Source organism: Marinobacter sp. es.048, from assembly GCF_900188435.1.
GTDB lineage: Bacteria > Pseudomonadota > Gammaproteobacteria > Pseudomonadales > Oleiphilaceae > Marinobacter.
Window position 1 is genome coordinate 1,933,388 of the sequence record NZ_FYFA01000001.1, and the last position, 16,282, is coordinate 1,949,669.

Annotated in this window: 15 protein-coding genes; 11 read left to right on the top strand and 4 right to left on the bottom strand. The window is 57.5% G+C overall.

Features of this window, described 5'->3' with window-relative positions:
- The first annotated feature begins 13 nt into the window (after nucleotides 1-13).
- Nucleotides 14-412, top strand: a complete 399-nt coding sequence (gene fliS, locus CFT65_RS08935) for a flagellar export chaperone FliS (protein WP_088827699.1) — start codon at nucleotides 14-16, stop codon at nucleotides 410-412.
- Between the two features lie 148 nt (nucleotides 413-560).
- Nucleotides 561-1,772 (top strand): argininosuccinate synthase, encoded by a 1,212-nt coding sequence (locus CFT65_RS08940; protein ID WP_088827700.1) that lies wholly within the window; start codon nucleotides 561-563, stop codon nucleotides 1,770-1,772.
- On the opposite strand, the gene CFT65_RS08945 is transcribed toward CFT65_RS08940, so the two are convergent.
- Nucleotides 1,769-2,794, bottom strand: coding sequence for an AraC family transcriptional regulator (locus tag CFT65_RS08945; RefSeq protein ID WP_088827701.1), 1,026 nt, complete (start codon nucleotides 2,792-2,794; stop codon nucleotides 1,769-1,771). The genes CFT65_RS08940 and CFT65_RS08945 overlap by 4 nt on opposite strands.
- Nucleotides 2,795-3,202: 408 nt before the next feature.
- Nucleotides 3,203-4,174 (bottom strand): response regulator, encoded by a 972-nt coding sequence (locus tag CFT65_RS08950; protein ID WP_088827702.1) that lies wholly within the window; start codon nucleotides 4,172-4,174, stop codon nucleotides 3,203-3,205.
- A 111-nt stretch (nucleotides 4,175-4,285) separates the two neighbouring features.
- Between CFT65_RS08950 and CFT65_RS08955 the strand changes: the two genes are divergently transcribed.
- From CFT65_RS08955 to CFT65_RS08965, 3 genes are all read left to right on the top strand, one after another.
- The gene (locus tag CFT65_RS08955; protein WP_088827703.1) at nucleotides 4,286-4,768 is read left to right on the top strand and encodes a YajQ family cyclic di-GMP-binding protein; all 483 of its coding nucleotides are present in this window, start codon (nucleotides 4,286-4,288) and stop codon (nucleotides 4,766-4,768) included.
- Between the two features lie 78 nt (nucleotides 4,769-4,846).
- Nucleotides 4,847-6,190 carry an AmpG family muropeptide MFS transporter gene (locus tag CFT65_RS08960; RefSeq protein ID WP_172408446.1) on the top strand — a complete coding sequence of 448 codons (1,344 nt, stop codon included), beginning with the start codon at nucleotides 4,847-4,849 and terminating at the stop codon, nucleotides 6,188-6,190.
- Between the two features lie 150 nt (nucleotides 6,191-6,340).
- Nucleotides 6,341-6,652 carry an MGMT family protein gene (locus tag CFT65_RS08965; RefSeq protein WP_088827704.1) on the top strand — a complete coding sequence of 104 codons (312 nt, stop codon included), beginning with the start codon at nucleotides 6,341-6,343 and terminating at the stop codon, nucleotides 6,650-6,652.
- A gap of 99 nt (nucleotides 6,653-6,751) precedes the next feature.
- Here CFT65_RS08965 and CFT65_RS08970 read toward each other — a convergent pair whose 3' ends face one another.
- A complete protein-coding gene (locus tag CFT65_RS08970; protein ID WP_088827705.1) occupies nucleotides 6,752-7,513 on the bottom strand; it encodes an SDR family oxidoreductase in 762 nt (253 codons plus the stop codon).
- A gap of 235 nt (nucleotides 7,514-7,748) precedes the next feature.
- On the opposite strand from CFT65_RS08970, the gene CFT65_RS08975 reads away from it, so the two are divergent.
- From CFT65_RS08975 to gspD, 6 genes are all read left to right on the top strand, one after another.
- The gene (locus CFT65_RS08975; RefSeq protein WP_088827706.1) at nucleotides 7,749-8,297 is read left to right on the top strand and encodes an FxsA family protein; all 549 of its coding nucleotides are present in this window, start codon (nucleotides 7,749-7,751) and stop codon (nucleotides 8,295-8,297) included.
- A gap of 193 nt (nucleotides 8,298-8,490) precedes the next feature.
- Entirely contained in the window at nucleotides 8,491-8,778 is a 288-nt protein-coding gene (gene groES / locus CFT65_RS08980; protein WP_088827707.1) for a co-chaperone GroES, read from the top strand.
- Nucleotides 8,779-8,856: 78 nt separating this feature from the next.
- Complete coding sequence (gene groL, locus CFT65_RS08985) at nucleotides 8,857-10,509, top strand: chaperonin GroEL (RefSeq protein WP_088827708.1); 1,653 nt, start codon at nucleotides 8,857-8,859, stop codon at nucleotides 10,507-10,509.
- A gap of 132 nt (nucleotides 10,510-10,641) precedes the next feature.
- Entirely contained in the window at nucleotides 10,642-11,433 is a 792-nt protein-coding gene (gene gspN, locus CFT65_RS08990) for a type II secretion system protein N (protein WP_088827709.1), read from the top strand.
- 1 nt (nucleotide 11,434) lies between these two features.
- A complete protein-coding gene (locus CFT65_RS08995) occupies nucleotides 11,435-12,292 on the top strand; it encodes a type II secretion system protein N (protein ID WP_088827710.1) in 858 nt (285 codons plus the stop codon).
- A 32-nt stretch (nucleotides 12,293-12,324) separates the two neighbouring features.
- The gene (gene gspD / locus CFT65_RS09000) at nucleotides 12,325-14,277 is read left to right on the top strand and encodes a type II secretion system secretin GspD (RefSeq protein ID WP_088828200.1); all 1,953 of its coding nucleotides are present in this window, start codon (nucleotides 12,325-12,327) and stop codon (nucleotides 14,275-14,277) included.
- Nucleotides 14,278-14,281: 4 nt separating this feature from the next.
- Here the strand turns inward: gspD and CFT65_RS09005 are convergent, their stop codons facing one another.
- Nucleotides 14,282-16,279, bottom strand: a complete 1,998-nt coding sequence (locus CFT65_RS09005) for a M48 family metallopeptidase (RefSeq protein WP_088827711.1) — start codon at nucleotides 16,277-16,279, stop codon at nucleotides 14,282-14,284.
- Between the last annotated feature and the right edge of the window lie 3 nt (nucleotides 16,280-16,282).

Consider the following 16,282-nt stretch of genomic DNA (forward strand, 5'->3'; position numbering starts at 1 on the left):
GAAGAGGTCTGATATGAACGGTTTACAGGCATACCAGCGCGTAAACACCCAAACCAGCATCACTGATGCGGACCCCCATAAGCTGATCCAGCTTTTGTATAACGGTGCCATTGAGCGCATCAACATGGCCAAGTCCCGGATCCAGGCAAAGGATTACTCTGGCAAGGCCCAGCTGATCAATAAGGCCATTGAAATTATTGGCGGGCTTCGTTCCTTCCTGGATTTTGAACAGGGTGGCGATCTGGCTGCGCGTCTAGAAGCGCTTTATGACTACATGGAGCGGGCACTTCTGGAAGCCAGTGCCAGGAATGATTTGGCCAAGCTGGATGAGGTTCTGACCCTTCTTCGTTCTGTTAAAGAAGGTTGGGACGGTATTCGTGAAGAAGCTATTGGTCAGCAACAGGCTGTTTGAACAGTCCTGTTGATCTAGCTGAAGTCTGGGTCAGATGAACGCTTTCATCTGACCCCATGTTCCGGCCCAATAGCCATTCCCCCCGCTCTCCCGTACAATACTGCCCTTATTTTCAACACATCCATTCTGTTCAGTCTGGAGCAAGGGCATGTCTGATATCAAAAAGGTGGTGCTGGCCTATTCCGGTGGCCTGGATACTTCCGTAATCGTTCGGTGGTTGCAGGATACCTATAACTGTGAGGTGGTGACCTTCACCGCCGACATCGGCCAGGGCGAGGAAGTTGAGCCTGCGCGGGCGAAAGCCGAGGCGTTAGGCGTTAAGGAAATCTACATCGAGGACCTGCGCGAGGAGTTTGTGCGCGATTACGTGTTCCCGATGTTCCGCGCGAACACCATCTACGAGGGTGAGTACCTGCTGGGTACGTCCATTGCCCGTCCTTTGATTGCCAAGCGTTTGATCGATATTGCCAATGAAACCGGCGCCGATGCCATTTCCCACGGCGCAACCGGCAAGGGCAACGACCAGGTGCGGTTCGAGCTCGGTGCTTACGCGCTGAAGCCGGGTGTGAAGGTGATTGCGCCCTGGCGTGAGTGGGATCTGAACTCCCGCGAGAAGCTGCTGCAATACTGCGAAGAGCGCAACATCCCGGTGGAAATGAAGAAGGGCAAGAGCCCGTACTCCATGGACGCCAACCTGCTGCACATCTCCTATGAAGGCATCAACCTGGAAGATCCCTGGGCGGAAGCCGAGGAAGATATGTGGCGCTGGAGTGTGTCTCCGGAAGCCGCGCCGGATGAGCCGACCTATGTTGAGCTGACCTATAAGAAGGGCGACATTGTTGCCATCGACGGTCAGGACATGAAGCCCCACGTGGTTCTGGAAACCCTGAACAAGGTGGCGGGTGCCAACGGTATTGGCCGGCTGGATATCGTCGAGAACCGCTATGTGGGCATGAAGTCCCGTGGCTGCTATGAAACCCCGGGTGGCACCATTATGCTGCGTGCCCACCGTGCCATCGAGTCCATTACCCTGGACCGCGAAGTGGCGCACCTGAAAGACAGCATCATGCCGCGCTACGCCGAAGTGATCTACAACGGCTACTGGTGGTCCCCGGAGCGTGAGGCTCTGCAGGCGCTGATTGATCAGACCCAGAATTATGTGAACGGCACTGTTCGTCTGAAGCTCTACAAGGGCAATGTGGACGTGGTTGGCCGTAAATCTGAGGATTCTCTGTTCGATGAGAAGATTGCCACCTTTGAAGAAGATCAGGGTGCGTACGATCAGAAAGACGCGGAAGGCTTTATCAAGCTGAATGCCCTACGCCTGCGGATTGCTGCAGGGAAAGGCCGCAAGCTTTAAGTCTGCTCTACGGACGCCCGGAACTCTCCGGGCGTCTTCCCCGTTACCGCTTTGAATTTCCGGTGAAACGACGTGGTTTCACTGTACCCCAGCCGCAGTGCAATATCCGGAATGGCCAGTTCGCTGTTGCGGAGGTAGTCCTCGGCCATTTTTTGCCGCACTTCATCTAACAGTTTCTGGTAAGACACGCCTTCCTGGCCAAGTTTTCTCTGCAGGGTCCGGCTGGTCATGCCCAGGTCTTCTGCCACCATGTCCTGTCGCGTGATGCCGTGCATCAGTTGTTGTTGGATGCTGTGGCGGACCTTCGAAGTCAGGTCGCTGTCGGTGTCCAGAGAGGCCAACTGGCTGAGGGCATGAGCTTCCAGGGTTTTGCGAAGGAGAGGGTCCGGTTGCCTGAGTCGGGTTTCCAACAGGCTTTTCTTGAGGGTGATGCTGTCTTCATCTGCTGAGAAAGTGACCGTGCAGTGCCAGCGTTCCTGGTAGGCCGTTTCAAATTCTGAGCCCGGAGAGGCCCGACGGAGTTTTACCAAGCTGGGTGACGCCTCCTGATTGTCCGCAAGCCAGCGGGCGTAGTTCACCCAGGAGGCGAACACGTTATCCACCAGTTGCGGCCGAACGACAGGGTCGGTGTAGTTGCAGTTCCAGGTCAGTTTGATGTCTTCGCCTTTCATGGCGAGGCTGGTGGTGCCCATATCTCCGACGAGTTTTTCGAACGGCGCTATTAGTGCCACTGCCTCGCCCAGGGTGGCGCAGCTCATGGTGATGTAGCCGAGGACGCTGTAGGAGCCAGGCTGGACAAAGTCGCCGGTTTCTAGGCCCAGGATTGGGTTGCCGGTTTGCTCGCACAATAAACGGATAAAGTGCTGGAACTGCTCACCGTTGATGCGGCCGTCATCGGTGTCGAGGATGTTATGGTCCAGTTCGGCCTGGTCAAAAAGGCGGTTGATATCCACGCCGGAAGATTCGGCAGCACGAACGTATTGGCGCAGGGCGGCGACGGAGGCGGTTCCGAGGGTTTTCATGGTTGCAGCACTGTTTTTGGAGTCGTTATAGCGGGAGTATAACGGAACTGGTGCGGAAACGTCTGGGAGTGAAAATAAAAAGGCCAGCTAAAGAGCTGGCCCAAAAAACAAGGAAAGAACGAAAGTGCCTGAAAAATTCGTTAATCCGGTGGATTCGATTCCCCATATGGCGGCGGAGGTACTACTCGGCTCCTCCGCCATGGGGGATACTGCTTAAATCCACAATTTCAGAATAAGTCTTCCGGGCTTTCCTGTCTGTTTGTGAAGTGTGTATCAGTGTTACCGAATGTGTCGCCAAGGCTGAGCCTGGTTGTCGGATTACGCTGCGCTAATCCGACCTACGGAGATCTCCTGAATCGGGAGGGAAGGGTAGGTCGGATTAGGCAAAGCCGTAATCCGACAGACTGGTTATGCCGTTGCACTGACTTCCGGCGCGGTCTCGGTAAACCGCCGTGTATCGTAGGCATCCACCAGCCCCTGCACCGCTGCTCGCTCCATATCCTGGATCGAGGGTGTGCCGTTCTGGGCGTCGGCTTTGCACAGCACCATGCCTGCTTCCACGGAAATATAGCCGGCCGTGGTCTTCAGGGCCTTATGGTTGATGCCGTCGAACACGCGCCGGAAGGCGGTGGTGGTGCAGTGGTCGCTGTTCGGGAAGTAGGCAATGATGGCGAACTGGTTGTCGCCAACCCGGCACAAAGCATCAATGGGGCGAATCAGGGTGCTCAGGCGGCGGGCGATGCCGATGGCCAGTTCGCTCATCACCGTGGGCGGATGTTTGCGTTTCAGTTCCTGCCAGTTGCGAAGGCCGCAGAGTACATAGGCGGAACAACCGCCGCGGGATTCAGCATGGCGGAGCATCTTGGTCAGGCGCTCCCGGCCGTATTTGGTATTGCAGAGGCCGGTTTCCAGATCAATGATGTTGGTGGATTCCAGTTCCCGGTTGTTCTCGATCAGCAGGGAGTTTGCCTTCAGCAGGGTGTTCTGGCGATCCGCCATGCGATCTGCCGCAAAGATGCGGGGGATCAGCTGCTTGGTCATGTCGGACTTGTAGATGAAATCATCTACGCCCCGGTCGAAGGCTTCCGAGAGGGCTTCTACACTTTCCCGGGCGGTGAGCAGGATCACGTAGGTGTAATGATTGTTCTGTTCGTCCTGTTGTCGCACCTGGTCCGTCAGTTCCAGGCCATCCATCTCGGGCATCAGCCAGTCTGCAATCAGCACGCTTACCGGGCGCTGTTCGATCAGCTGCAGGGCTTCCGGTGCGTTATTAACGATGCGTACGTCGCGATATTCGGCATTTCGCAGCGTGCGGCCAACCACCATACTGCTGAATTTCGCGTCGTCTACTACGAGGATGGGAAGGTCCAGATTTGGCATTGTTATCTACTTTTACCAGTCCATTGTCAGATGCGGGAGTTGTCGGGGGTTGGTATCATCCCCAGCAAATTGCAGAAGTATACCTTCTTACCCTGTTGGAGAATAACGACCATGCCTTCTTTTGACATTGTTTCAGAAATCGATATGCACGAAGTCACGAATGCGGTCGACCAGGCCAAGCGGGAGCTGGGCAATCGCTGGGATTTCAAGAACGTGGAAGCTGACATTGAGCTGGACGACAAGGGCATCACCATCAGTGCCGAGCAGGAGTTCCAGCTCGAACAGTTGCTGGATATGCTGCGTATGGCCTTTGCCAAGCGCAATATCGATTCACGCGCCCTGGCGGAAGATGGTGACAGCAAGTCCGGCAAGCTGGTGAAACAGCACCTGTTGCTGAAGCAGGGCATTGAAACCGATATGGCGAAGAAGATTGTGAAGATGATCAAGGACCAGAAGATGAAGGTCCAGGCCAGTATCCAGGGCGACAAGGTGCGGGTGACCGGCAAGAAGCGGGACGATCTCCAGGAAGCTATTGCCATGCTCAGGGAAGCTGAGCTGGACATCCCGCTGCAGTTCAATAATTTCCGCGACTGATCCGGAGGCTTCACCATCTTAACCGGCACCCGCCTGACCCTGATTCGGGATACGCTTTACACCTACACCCGTTGGCAGGTGATCGCCCTGTTATTCCTGGGCTTTTCGGCAGGTTTGCCGTTCCTGCTGGTGTTTTCCACCCTCAATGCCCGACTGGCGGATGTCGGAGTGGAAACCGCCACCATCGGTTTTTTCAGCTGGCTTGGTATTACCTATTCCATCAAGGTGTTCTGGGCGCCGGTAGTAGACCGCCTGAAGCTGCCGTTGCTCGACCGGCTGCTGGGCAAGCGGCGAAGCTGGATTATCTTTGCGCAGGCAGGTATCGCCACGGGGTTGTACCTGATGGCTCACGTGGATGCCACGGCAGCGCCGGAAATGATGGCCCTTTGTGGCCTGCTGGTGGCCTTTTCCTCCGCCACCCAGGACGTGGCAATTGATGCTTACCGCATCGAGATTGCCGAGGAACGGCTCCAGGCCGCCCTGGCTGCTACGTACATCTTTGGCTACCGTCTGGCCTTGCTGGTGGCCGGCGCCGGTGCTCTGTACCTGGCGGAATTCTGGTCCTGGCAGGTGTCCTATGAAGTGATGGCAGCCCTCGTGGGTGTCGGGGCTCTGACCGTTCTGATCGTTCGCGAGCCCACCGTAAACCACTTTGCCGCCGCCCAGGACATTGCTCACAAGATCGAGCAGGAGGCCGCCAAACGCACCCATCTGAAGCCCCGACTGGCGAGGCTGGTTGGCTGGTTCTATGCCGCTGTGGCCGGCCCGTTCCTGGATTTCTTTCGCCGGTACAAGGAACTGGCTCTGGTCATCCTGCTCATGGTTGCCGTTTACCGGATCTCGGACATCGCCATGGGTGTGATGGCCAATCCCTTCTACCTGGATTTTATGGGTTTCAGCAAAACCCAGGTAGCGGATGTGACCAAGATCTTTGGCTTCTTCATGACCATTGCCGGTTCTCTCGTTGGCGGGGTTATGGTGGTTCGCTACGGCGTTCGTCGCATTCTTCTGCTGGGGGCAACAATGACCGCCGCCACCAACCTCCTGTTTGTCGTTCTGGCCCAGTACCCACCCAACATTGCCACCCTGGCGGCGGTGGTCAGCGCCGATAACCTCAGTGGCGGCATTGCTAACGTGGCCCTGATCGCCTGGCTCTCCAGCATGACCAGCGCCTCGTTCACGGCAACGCAGTACGCCCTGTTCAGTTCTCTGATGACCCTGCCCGGAAAGTTTCTGGGGGGCTTCTCCGGCATTGTCGTGGCCGGCTTTGGTTACGCGGAATTCTTCCTGGTGGCCGGCATAATGGGCGTGCCTGCCATTCTGTTGGCCATTTTCATGATTCGGCAAGGGAGCCGCCTGGATGCGCTTGCGCCAAAGAATGAAGCCAAACCTGATGCAGATTCAGAAAGTAGGTCGGATTAGCGAAGCGTAATCCGACAGAAGCCGTTGGATTACACCTACGGCCAATCCAACCTACGATTGCGAGGATTTAAACTCAGAACCGTAGGTCGGATTAGTGCCGTAGGTCGGATTAGCAAAGCGTGATCCGACAAAGAGCGAGACCCGGAAAACATGTCAGAACCAACAAAAGACCAAAAAATCTGGCAAGTCGTCGCCGCCATCCCGCCCGGCAACGTAGCCAGCTACTGCCAGATCGCAGCCATGGCCGGTCTGGGTCGTCAGGCCCGATACATAGGCCGGGCCCTGGGCAAGCTGCCCGCCGGCCACAGCATCCCCTGGTTCCGGGTAATCCGCAGCAATGGCCAGATTGCCTTCCCCGAAGGCTCGGATGCCTACGAAACTCAGGTTGGCAAATTGAGGGGTGAAGGCGTAGAGATCACCAACGGCCGCGTCCCCATGCGCCAATTCCAATGGCAACCGTAGGCCGGAATAGGCAAAGCAACCATAAATCTGATTGGTAGTAGGTCGGATTAGGCGCAAAGGGCCGTAATCCGACACTTGCCGGTTACTCTTGCTGCCAGATCAGAGCCTCAAAGCCCCATCCACTTCAAGCATCCGCCCGGACATATAGTCATTCTCGAAAATAAACGCCGCAGCAGAGGCAATTTCTTCCGGTTTGCCCATGCGCTTCAGCGGGATGCCGGCGGTCATTTTTTCCAGGGCTTCCGGTTTCATCGAAGCGGTCATTTCGGTCTCGATGAACCCCGGGGCGATGCCGGCGCAGCGGATGCCGTAGCGGGCGAGTTCTTTGGCCCAGACGGGTACCAGGGCGGAAACGCCGGCTTTGGCGGCGGAGTAGTTGCTCTGGCCCATGTTGCCGGCGCGGGAGATGGAGGCGATATTGATGATCGCGCCCTGATCGCCGTTCTTGATCATCTGGGTCGCAGCTTCGCGACCGCAGAGGAACACACCGGTGAGGTTGACGTCGATAACGGCCTGCCACTGGGACAGCTCCATGCGGCGTTCAACTTCGCCATCCTTCACTTTGACCATCAGGCCGTCCCGGAGGATGCCGGCGTTGTTGACCAGGCCGTTAAGGTGCCCGAAGTCGTTGACGATGGCTTCGAAGGTTTTCTCAACGTCTTCTTCTTTGGCCACGTTGCAAACGTAGCTTCTGGCCTCAGAGCCTGCGGCCACGCATGCGGTGACGGCTTCGTCCAGTTTCTCTGGCATCAGGTCGATGAGCGCGATTTTTGCGCCTTTGGCCGCAAGGTATTCACCCATGGCGCGGCCAAGGCCCTGGCCGCCGCCGGTAATTGCAATCACGGAATCTTGAAGTTTCATGTTTTGCCCTAACTACTGTTATCAGGTGGTTTTACGGTTGCTGTGCGTCTGTGCGGTTATTTTTTGTGCGCGGAGTATACCAAATACGACTATGGTGGGGTTTAGCCTTGTCGGATTACGCTTCGCTAATCCGACCTGCTCTTGATGCACGGGCCGGTACCGTAGGTCGGGTTTGCCGGTGAACGGCACAGTGAGCGAAGCGTAACCCGACAGGATCAGAAACAATGGAGGCACTTTGTCCGTTTTCCTTTTTCTCTTCATTATTATGCCAATCGCCGAGATGGCGGTATTGATTCAGGTGGGCGGCATGATTGGTGTGCTTAATACCATCGGGCTGGTGTTGCTGACGGCCGTTATTGGTGCGTGGCTACTTCGCCAGCAGGGTCTGGCAACGCTTTTGCGGGCCAATCAGCGTCTGAATAGTGGTGAACTGCCTGCCAAAGAGGTTGCCGAGGGGCTGATCCTGGCCGTAGGCGGCGCCCTGTTGCTGACGCCGGGTTTTATTACCGATACCGTTGGCTTCCTCTGTCTGATTCCGGGTACCCGGCATTGGCTCGCCGCACAGGCGCTCAAGCGCATGGTTGTGGCTGGTCAAAGTCGGAGTAGCAGTTTCTATTTTCGTGCCGGTGGTGGCTCGAACCCGTTTGGACAGGATCCGTTTGGTGGCCGGGAGAATCCGTTCGGAAGGCAACGCCCGTTTGATCGTGACAGCAATGGCGACATCATCGAAGGCGAGTATCAGGACGAGACCGAATCCGATCGGGACCGGATCGAAAAAAAGTGAAAAATTTTCTCTCCGGGGTGTTGAAAACACCTACCTGCTACCCCAAATAGAAACCACAAGTTCGCTGCGGGCTGATTTCCACTGAAAACAGTTGGTTATCTGGCCGGGCAATTTGTCGGGTCAGGCTTAGCTGATCCGACTTACATCAACAATGTCATTGCCACATTAATCTGACTATTGGAGAAGCCGAGCAATGAAAATTCGTCCGCTACACGATCGTGTTGTCGTGCGCCGTAAGGAAGAAGAAGAGAAAACTGCAGGTGGCATCGTGCTGCCGGGTAACGCCAAAGAGAAGCCCTCCCAAGGCGAGGTGATTGCCGTTGGTAACGGTCGTATCCTCGATAACGGCGAAACCCGCTCACTGGCGGTCAAGGTGGGTGACACCGTGGTCTTCGGTCAGTACGCCGGTAACACCGTCAAGATCGATGGCGAAGAGCTCCTCATCATGGGCGAGAGCGACATCTACGGCGTGCTTGAGTGATCGCTGAAGCGAATCGCACGAACTCTCATTAATCCGATTGATTCAACGACTTCGGTTTAACGAACAGGAATAGAAGATATGGCAGCAAAAGACGTTAAATTCGGTGATAGCGCACGTAAGCGCATGGTCGCAGGCGTCAACGTACTGGCAGACGCAGTTAGAGTGACCCTCGGCCCGAAAGGCCGTAACGTGGTTCTGGAAAAGTCCTTCGGCGCGCCGACCATCACCAAAGACGGTGTTTCCGTCGCCAAGGAAATCGAACTGTCTGACAAGTTCGAGAACATGGGCGCCCAGATGGTGAAGGAAGTGGCTTCCCAGGCTAACGATACAGCTGGTGACGGTACCACCACGGCAACCGTTCTGGCTCAGTCCATCGTTAACGAGGGCGTGAAGGCGGTTACTGCCGGCATGAACCCGATGGATCTGAAGCGCGGCATCGACAAGGCCACTACCGAAGCTGTGAAGGCGATCCGCGAGATGGCCAAGCCCTGCGACGACAGCAAGATGATTGCTCAGGTTGGCACCATCTCTGCCAATGGCGACGAGACCATCGGTAAGATTATTGCCGATGCGATGCAGAAAGTTGGCAAGGAAGGCGTCATTACTGTTGAGGAAGGCCGTGGCCTGGAAGACGAGCTGGACGTGGTTGAAGGTATGCAGTTCGACCGTGGTTTCCTGTCTCCGTACTTCATCAACAACCAGGACAACATGTCTGCCGAGCTGGAAGACCCTTACATCCTGCTGGTAGACAAGAAGATCTCCAACATCCGCGAACTGCTGCCGGTGCTGGAATCTGTTGCCAAGGCTGGCAAGCCGCTGCAGATCATCGCTGAAGATATCGAAGGCGAAGCGCTTGCTACTCTGGTAGTTAACAACATGCGTGGCATCGTGAAAGTCAACGCCGTGAAGGCGCCTGGCTTTGGTGACCGTCGCAAGGAAATGCTGCAGGACATCGCGATTCTCTCCGGTGGTACCGTGATTTCGGAAGAAGTCGGCCTGACTCTTGAGAACACCACCCTGGACGACCTGGGCACAGCCAAGCGTGTTAACGTCACCAAGGAAAACACCACAATCATCGGCGGTGCTGGTGCACAGGCGGACATCGAAGCTCGCGTTGAGCAGATTCGCAAGCAGATCGAAGACAGCTCTTCCGACTACGATAAGGAGAAGCTGCAGGAGCGTGTTGCCAAGCTGGCTGGCGGTGTTGCCGTCATCAAGGTTGGTGCCGGTTCCGAAGTGGAAATGAAAGAGAAGAAGGCCCGCGTTGAAGACGCGCTGCACTCTACCCGCGCTGCGGTAGAAGAGGGCATTGTGCCGGGCGGCGGTGTTACCCTGATCCGTGCGATCGCGGCTCTGGACAAGGTAGATGCTATCAATGAAGAGCAGAAAGCCGGTGTAAATATTCTGCGCCGTGCCATGGAAGCTCCTCTGCGTCAGATCGTATACAACGCAGGCGGTGAGTCTTCTGTAGTGGTTGCCAAGGTTCGCGACGGCGAAGGCTCCTTCGGCTACAACGCTGCTACCGAAGCCTACGGCGACATGCTGGAAATGGGTATCCTGGATCCCGCGAAGGTCACCCGTTCCGCGCTGCAGGCGGCCGCTTCTGTTGCTTCCCTGATCATCACCACCGAGGCGATGGTTGCCGACGAGCCGCAGGAAGAGTCTGCCGGCGGCGGTATGCCTGACATGGGTGGAATGGGCGGCATGGGAGGCATGGGCGGCATGATGTAATGCTGGCCTGATCCTGGCCCCTAAAAACCCCGCGTTGGTTCACGCTAACGCGGGGTTTTTGTTTTTTTGTCATGAACTTGCCCCATGCCTTTGTTAGACTCGGCCTCCGGTCCATTATTTGTGCAACGCCGAATGAGTGACGCTGAACCCAAATCTTTTCTTCGCCCCGGCAAGGTATTTCTGCTCCTGCTGCTGGGCGCTCTGGTGTATCTGCTGTCACTGGTTTTTCTGGTACCTGCGGGGTGGGTCTGGCAGCAGGCCTCTGCCCAAGTGCCTTTGCCGCCTCAAGTGCAGGTTCGACAGGTCGCCGGCAAACTCTGGGATGGAGAAGCAGGGGTTGTCGTTGCCGGGTTTCCGTTGCGTATTGACTGGCGTCTGGGCACGCCCTCTGTTACCGGTCTCGAGTGGCCAGCCAGAATTACTGTGGAATCGTCACAATCTTCACTCAATGGCAATGTTACGATCAGTTGGCCCGCCAGCGCTCAGCTGGATGCCAATGGGTGGGTTACGGTGGCCGAGTTTGAAGACCTGATCCGCCAGAGTGGCGGTGCAATTATCGAAGGCGAAGTCTTGATTGACCGGTTGACTATGGCCTGGGCCGATAACCGGATTACCCGGGCCGAAGGCCTGGGGCGCTGGGATGGTGGTCTGGTGACCTGGCCAATGGGCGATCAGCGGGGTCAGGCAGAATTTCCGCCCATGCAGGCCACCATGGATACCAGTCAGGGTGGTGTTGCTCTGACCGTTTCTGAGCAGGGCGGACAGGGACCGGCAGCGGACGCATCGCTAATGTGGAATGGAATGTTGGAACTGCGTGTCTACAAGCGAATGGTGGATCTTGCCGGTCAGCCCTGGCCGGATTCTGCCAGCCCTGGCGATGTGGTGTTCCGGGTGCGCCAGCCTCTCGTACCGGGGGCGCGATAGCATGGCTCTTTTGAGTAATCCGGCCCAGAGTCGGATTTCCAGAATACTGGCGAACCTCTTGCTGTTGGCACTGGTGGTTTATCTGGCCATTACTCTCGCCCGGATGACCTGGTTGTTCGCCTGGGACGACAGACCGGTTCCCAGTGCCCCAGCGTCGTCAAACAGCGGCGGGAACATGGCCGGGGGCAGCCGTGTGACGGCTTCTATGTCAGTCTACGATTTTTTCGGGCGTTCGGAGCGACCGGTTGAGGTGGCGGAAGCCGTTCGCCGCTCGGCTCCGGAGACCCGCCTTCGGCTTCGGCTGGAAGGGGTACTGGTCGCACAGCGCCCGGAAGACTCCGGTGCTATAGTTGCTGGAAGCAATGGTGAAACGGCCTATTACCGGGTAGGGGAGATGTTGCCCGGCAATGCCGAGCTGGCGGAAGTGGAGCCCGGGCGTATTCTGATTCGTCGGGGCGGGCGATACGAGACCCTGACGTTTGAAGAGCAGATGTCCTCAGATCTGGTTGCAGAAGTGACCGCCGAGCCGGCAGAATCAGGACCGGATGAGTTCCTGGCCAGCGCCCGTGAGCAGATTGACAGTCAGGGCGTTGCCGCACTGGCGCCCTTCGGGTTGAGCCCGGTGGATGACAGTGGCATGTCCGGGTATGTTTACGACGGCTCCAATGCCATGCTGAATGCCGTCAACCTGCAGGCCGGTGATGTGATAACCGCGATCAACGGTCAGCGACTGGGTGATATCAGCCAGGACAAGGCTCTGCTTGAGAACTGGCGTGGCCAGTCCCAGCTGGAGATAGAAATCGAGCGTGACGGATCCATCCTCACCATCAGTTATGCCATACCCGAGCAGTGGCGCTGATCGGGTTCATCGAAACAGGACGAAATCGCCAGATGTATAACCACAAGACCAATCTTTTGCGGGCCATTGTCCTGCTTGTTCTCCTTCCCTTTCTGTCCCTGGCGCACGGGCAAGAAGCCGAGACATGGCGGCTTAATCTCAAAGATGCCGATATCCGCGCCTTCGTAACCCAGGTAGCCGATATTACCGGGTACAGTTTTGTGGTGGATCCCAGGGTGAAGGGCAAGGTCACCGTGCTGTCGAGCGCGCCCATGAACAAGGATGAGATTTACGACCTGTTCCTGGCGGTTCTGAGTGTCCATGGGTTTACGGCCATTCCCGGGCAGGAAGTGATCAAGGTGGTGCAGCAGGTCGACGCCAAGCAGTCGGCGGAAGTCCTGGAACGGTTTCCCGAAACCCCCTCGGAGCAGCTGATTACCCGGGTTATCCAGATCGACAACGCCAACGCACTGGAGCTGGTGCCCATTCTGCGCCCACTGGTGGCCAAGTATGGCCACCTGGCCGGGGTGGCCGCCGCCAACGCGCTGATCATCAGCGATCATTCTTCAAACATACAGCGTATCGAGCAGATTGTCCGGGAACTGGATAGTCCGTCCAAGTACGAAGTGGAAGTTATCCAGCTTCAGGAAGCCTGGGTCGGCGATATGGTGACTCTGCTACAGGAACTGGCCCCGGATGAGCTGGGTCGGGCCGGCGGCGACAATGCTGCCAGAAAATACAGCGTAACCGCAGACGAGCGCAGTAACCGGCTGATTCTGCGGGGCGATGAGACCTTTCGGGACAAGATGCGCGGTCTGATCCGGCAACTGGATCAACCTTCGGCAACCGGCGGTACCACCAAGGTCCTGAGGCTGAAACACGCCGACGCCAAAAACCTCACAGAAATTCTCAAGGGGGTTATGGGCGAGCTGGTCAAAGAGGGCGCAAGCTCGGGCGCCTCCGGCGGCGGTGCCAAGTCGCAGAGCAGCTTCGCGGTGTTCGCCGACGAGGGGCTGAACGCCCTGGTGGTTCGAGGTGAGCCGTCCCTGATGCAGGAAGCCGAACAGATTGTTGCGGCGCTGGATGTGCGTCGTGCCCAGGTCATGATTGAGGCAGCCATTGTCGAGATCAGTGACGAACTGGGCCAGGATCTGGGTGTTCAGGTTGCGGTGGGTGACGAATCTGGCGAATCCACGCCAGTCGCGGGCACTAACTTCGGCAACGTGGGTCGCAGCCTGGGTGAGGTACTGAGTGCCATTTTGACCGGGTCCGCCATTACCCCGGTTACAGGTGGCGTCACCGTCGGCGCTGGCCAGCGAAACGAGAACGGCGTCAGTTGGGGGATTCTCCTTCAGGCGTTGTCTACCTCGGCTGCTGCGAATCTGCTTTCTACGCCAAGCATCATTACCCTGGATAACCAGGAGTCGGAAATTATCGTGGGCCAGAACGTCCCGTTCCGTACCGGCCAGTCCACGGTCACAGGCGATGGCACCACGAATCCGTTTACCACTATTGAGCGTCGCGATATTGGTCTGACCCTCAAGGTCACCCCAACCATCAGCGCCGATGGCCTGGTGCGGCTGGTGGTAGAGCAGACCACAGAGAGTGTCGCGGATAGTATCGAGAACGCGTCGGACATCGTCACCAACAAGCGTGAAATCAAGACCACGGTGCTTGCCGATGACGGAGAGACCATTGTCCTGGGCGGTTTGACCCGTGATGATTACCAGGTCAACAAGAGCAAGGTGCCCTTGCTGGGCGACATCCCGTTCGTTGGACGCTTGTTCTCCTCGGAATCGGAGCGTCGGGTGAAGCGTAATCTCCTGGTGTTCCTGCGCCCGAAAATTATGCTGGGCAAGGAGGAGGCCGTTGCAGCTACCTCCGACAAGTTCAATCAACTATGGGATGTGAATTTGAGAATCCGGGAGAAGCTGGACCTGCCTGTTCCAGCCCAGCGCCCTGACGTGGATACGCTGTTTGATGAGGGCAACACCCGGGTCCAGTAAGGTCTCAGACGGCCAGTGGCGGCATTGGACAATCCATCTGATCCGCCACCAGTCGCATCAGTTCGTATTCCTTTGTTACCACCTTGCCATCGTGGGTGATGCAGTGCCCGCAGGCGTCAATGATCGCCGGTTTCAGCAGAGGCGAGAGGCCGTTCAGCGCAGTCAGCGCCTCCCGTAGCTGGCGCATTGTGACTTTCTCCAGAACCGGTGCAACATCACCCTTGGCATTCATGAAACCTGCCATGGCTTCCTGATACAGGCTTTCGGCGTCAGCCCGGGACGTAGAGCCAGCCCGTGCCATCAAGCTCAGGAGTCGCTGCAGGGCCGGCATGATCGGTTTGTAGCTCTTGTAGCGAACCGGTACTACTCTGGCTGCTTCATCGCCCAGATGGCGGGACAGGAAACTCGTCAGCGCAAGCTCGAACAGGGAAACACGGTTATCCGCTGCAACCAGTTTCTGGACATTGGTAATCAGCATCTCCCGTTCTTCAGGGTCCAGTTTGCGCAACGCCGGCATGGCCAGCTCCAGGGCAGGGAAGCGGACGCCATTCCCGATGGTTTTCAGGGCGGGCAACAGTTTCTCCAACAGTTCCGGCTGACTGCCCAATACCGGGTGAGATGGCAGCAGGTTCAGCCGTTCGGTTTGCTGGGGGCGCGGCAAATCACTGATCAGCATGGCATAGCAAAGCTGTGTGGCTCCTGCGCGGGTGTACAGCAGGTTTCGGAAGGTGGCTGGCAGGCGCTCCAAGAAGCGCAATGCGAAATCTTCGCTTTGCCGATTGATGGTTCCGACCTGATCTGAAAATTTCCGGGCCGGTTTTATGGTCTTCTCCGGGCTGGATGCGAGTGGTGAGGTTCTCCCACTCCGGCCGGTGACCGGTCCGAGGATGTCAGATGCTGCGCCGGTAAACCCCGAGGCGCCGGCTTCCGGAGCCGCCGCGGAACCGCGGTAAAGGTCCGCGCCTGGCTCGGTATCCCGAAGCCGGCTGCGCAACCTGGCCAGCATTCCCGGTTGAATGGCATCGATTCGCTCGTCGATCGGCGGATGCGATGCCAGCAGCGAGGTAAACTTCATCCGGGCACTCTCGCCAAAGCACATGTGATTCATATCGCTGGCGTGGCTGGTGGTGTCGAGGTAGCCACCCTTCATGCCGATCTTGAACAGGGCGCCGGCGATGCCCTCGGGGTTACGGGTAAACTGCACGGAGGAAGCATCCGCCAACATCTCCCGCTGCCTGGAGACCGCAGCCTGTATCAGCCGGCCAAAGAAAACGCCCACATAGCCGATCACGAACAGGGCGATGCCAATGATGCCCATGGCCGCCTGGGCCCGTCCGTCCCGCGATCGGCCCACCCTGTGGCCACGGTAGAAGGAGGCCCGAAGCAGGAAGCCGCCGATCTGCCCGATCATCAGGATGCCGGCGAGCAGGGCAATGAGCCGGACGTTGAGCCGCATGTCCCCGTTGAAAATATGGCTGAATTCGTGGGCGACTACGCCTTGCAGTTCGTCTCGCGACAACTGGGTGATGGCTCCGTGGGTGACAACCATAACGGCTTCACCGGGCGTATAGCCCGCCACGAAGGCATTGATGCCTGTTTCCTGATCCATCACGTAAAGCTCCGGCACCGAAACACCGCTGGCAATGGCCATTTCCTCGACGATGTTGCGGAGTTTGCGCTCGTCACTGTCCCGGGTATCCGGATCAATCGGTCGCGCGCCGACCATTTTTGCAACCCTGTCGCCACCGCCGGCCAGGTCAACCCAGCGGAGCAGGGAACCCAGAACAATCAGGGCGACAACCGTAACGGCCGTCAGAAGACCGTGATTGGAGAGTAGCCAGTGATGGAACGCGAGACCGGAGGATTCGCTGCGGGTTACGAAATAGCCCACGAGGCAGACGGCGAGCGTAATAAACGCGACCGCCGTCAGGAAAAGGAAAACCAGCAGACTGGTGTTGCGCCGGGCATGGGCCTGGCGCTGAAAGAAACCGGGATGAGCCATGCC

Excerpts from the sequence above, each read along its gene's own strand:
- gspN (WP_088827709.1), top strand. The coding sequence starts at position 10,642 with ATGAGTGACGCTGAACCCAAATCTTTTCTTCGCCCCGGCAAGGTATTT.
- CFT65_RS08945 (WP_088827701.1), bottom strand. The coding sequence starts at position 2,794 with ATGAAAACCCTCGGAACCGCCTCCGTCGCCGCCCTGCGCCAATACGTT.
- CFT65_RS08965 (WP_088827704.1), top strand. The coding sequence starts at position 6,341 with ATGTCAGAACCAACAAAAGACCAAAAAATCTGGCAAGTCGTCGCCGCC.
- CFT65_RS08940 (WP_088827700.1), top strand. The coding sequence starts at position 561 with ATGTCTGATATCAAAAAGGTGGTGCTGGCCTATTCCGGTGGCCTGGAT.
- groL (WP_088827708.1), top strand. The coding sequence starts at position 8,857 with ATGGCAGCAAAAGACGTTAAATTCGGTGATAGCGCACGTAAGCGCATG.
- CFT65_RS09005 (WP_088827711.1), bottom strand. The coding sequence starts at position 16,279 with ATGGCTCATCCCGGTTTCTTTCAGCGCCAGGCCCATGCCCGGCGCAAC.
- fliS (WP_088827699.1), top strand. The coding sequence starts at position 14 with ATGAACGGTTTACAGGCATACCAGCGCGTAAACACCCAAACCAGCATC.
- CFT65_RS08955 (WP_088827703.1), top strand. The coding sequence starts at position 4,286 with ATGCCTTCTTTTGACATTGTTTCAGAAATCGATATGCACGAAGTCACG.
- CFT65_RS08970 (WP_088827705.1), bottom strand. The coding sequence starts at position 7,513 with ATGAAACTTCAAGATTCCGTGATTGCAATTACCGGCGGCGGCCAGGGC.
- groES (WP_088827707.1), top strand. The coding sequence starts at position 8,491 with ATGAAAATTCGTCCGCTACACGATCGTGTTGTCGTGCGCCGTAAGGAA.
- CFT65_RS08995 (WP_088827710.1), top strand. The coding sequence starts at position 11,435 with ATGGCTCTTTTGAGTAATCCGGCCCAGAGTCGGATTTCCAGAATACTG.
- CFT65_RS08950 (WP_088827702.1), bottom strand. The coding sequence starts at position 4,174 with ATGCCAAATCTGGACCTTCCCATCCTCGTAGTAGACGACGCGAAATTC.
- gspD (WP_088828200.1), top strand. The coding sequence starts at position 12,325 with ATGTATAACCACAAGACCAATCTTTTGCGGGCCATTGTCCTGCTTGTT.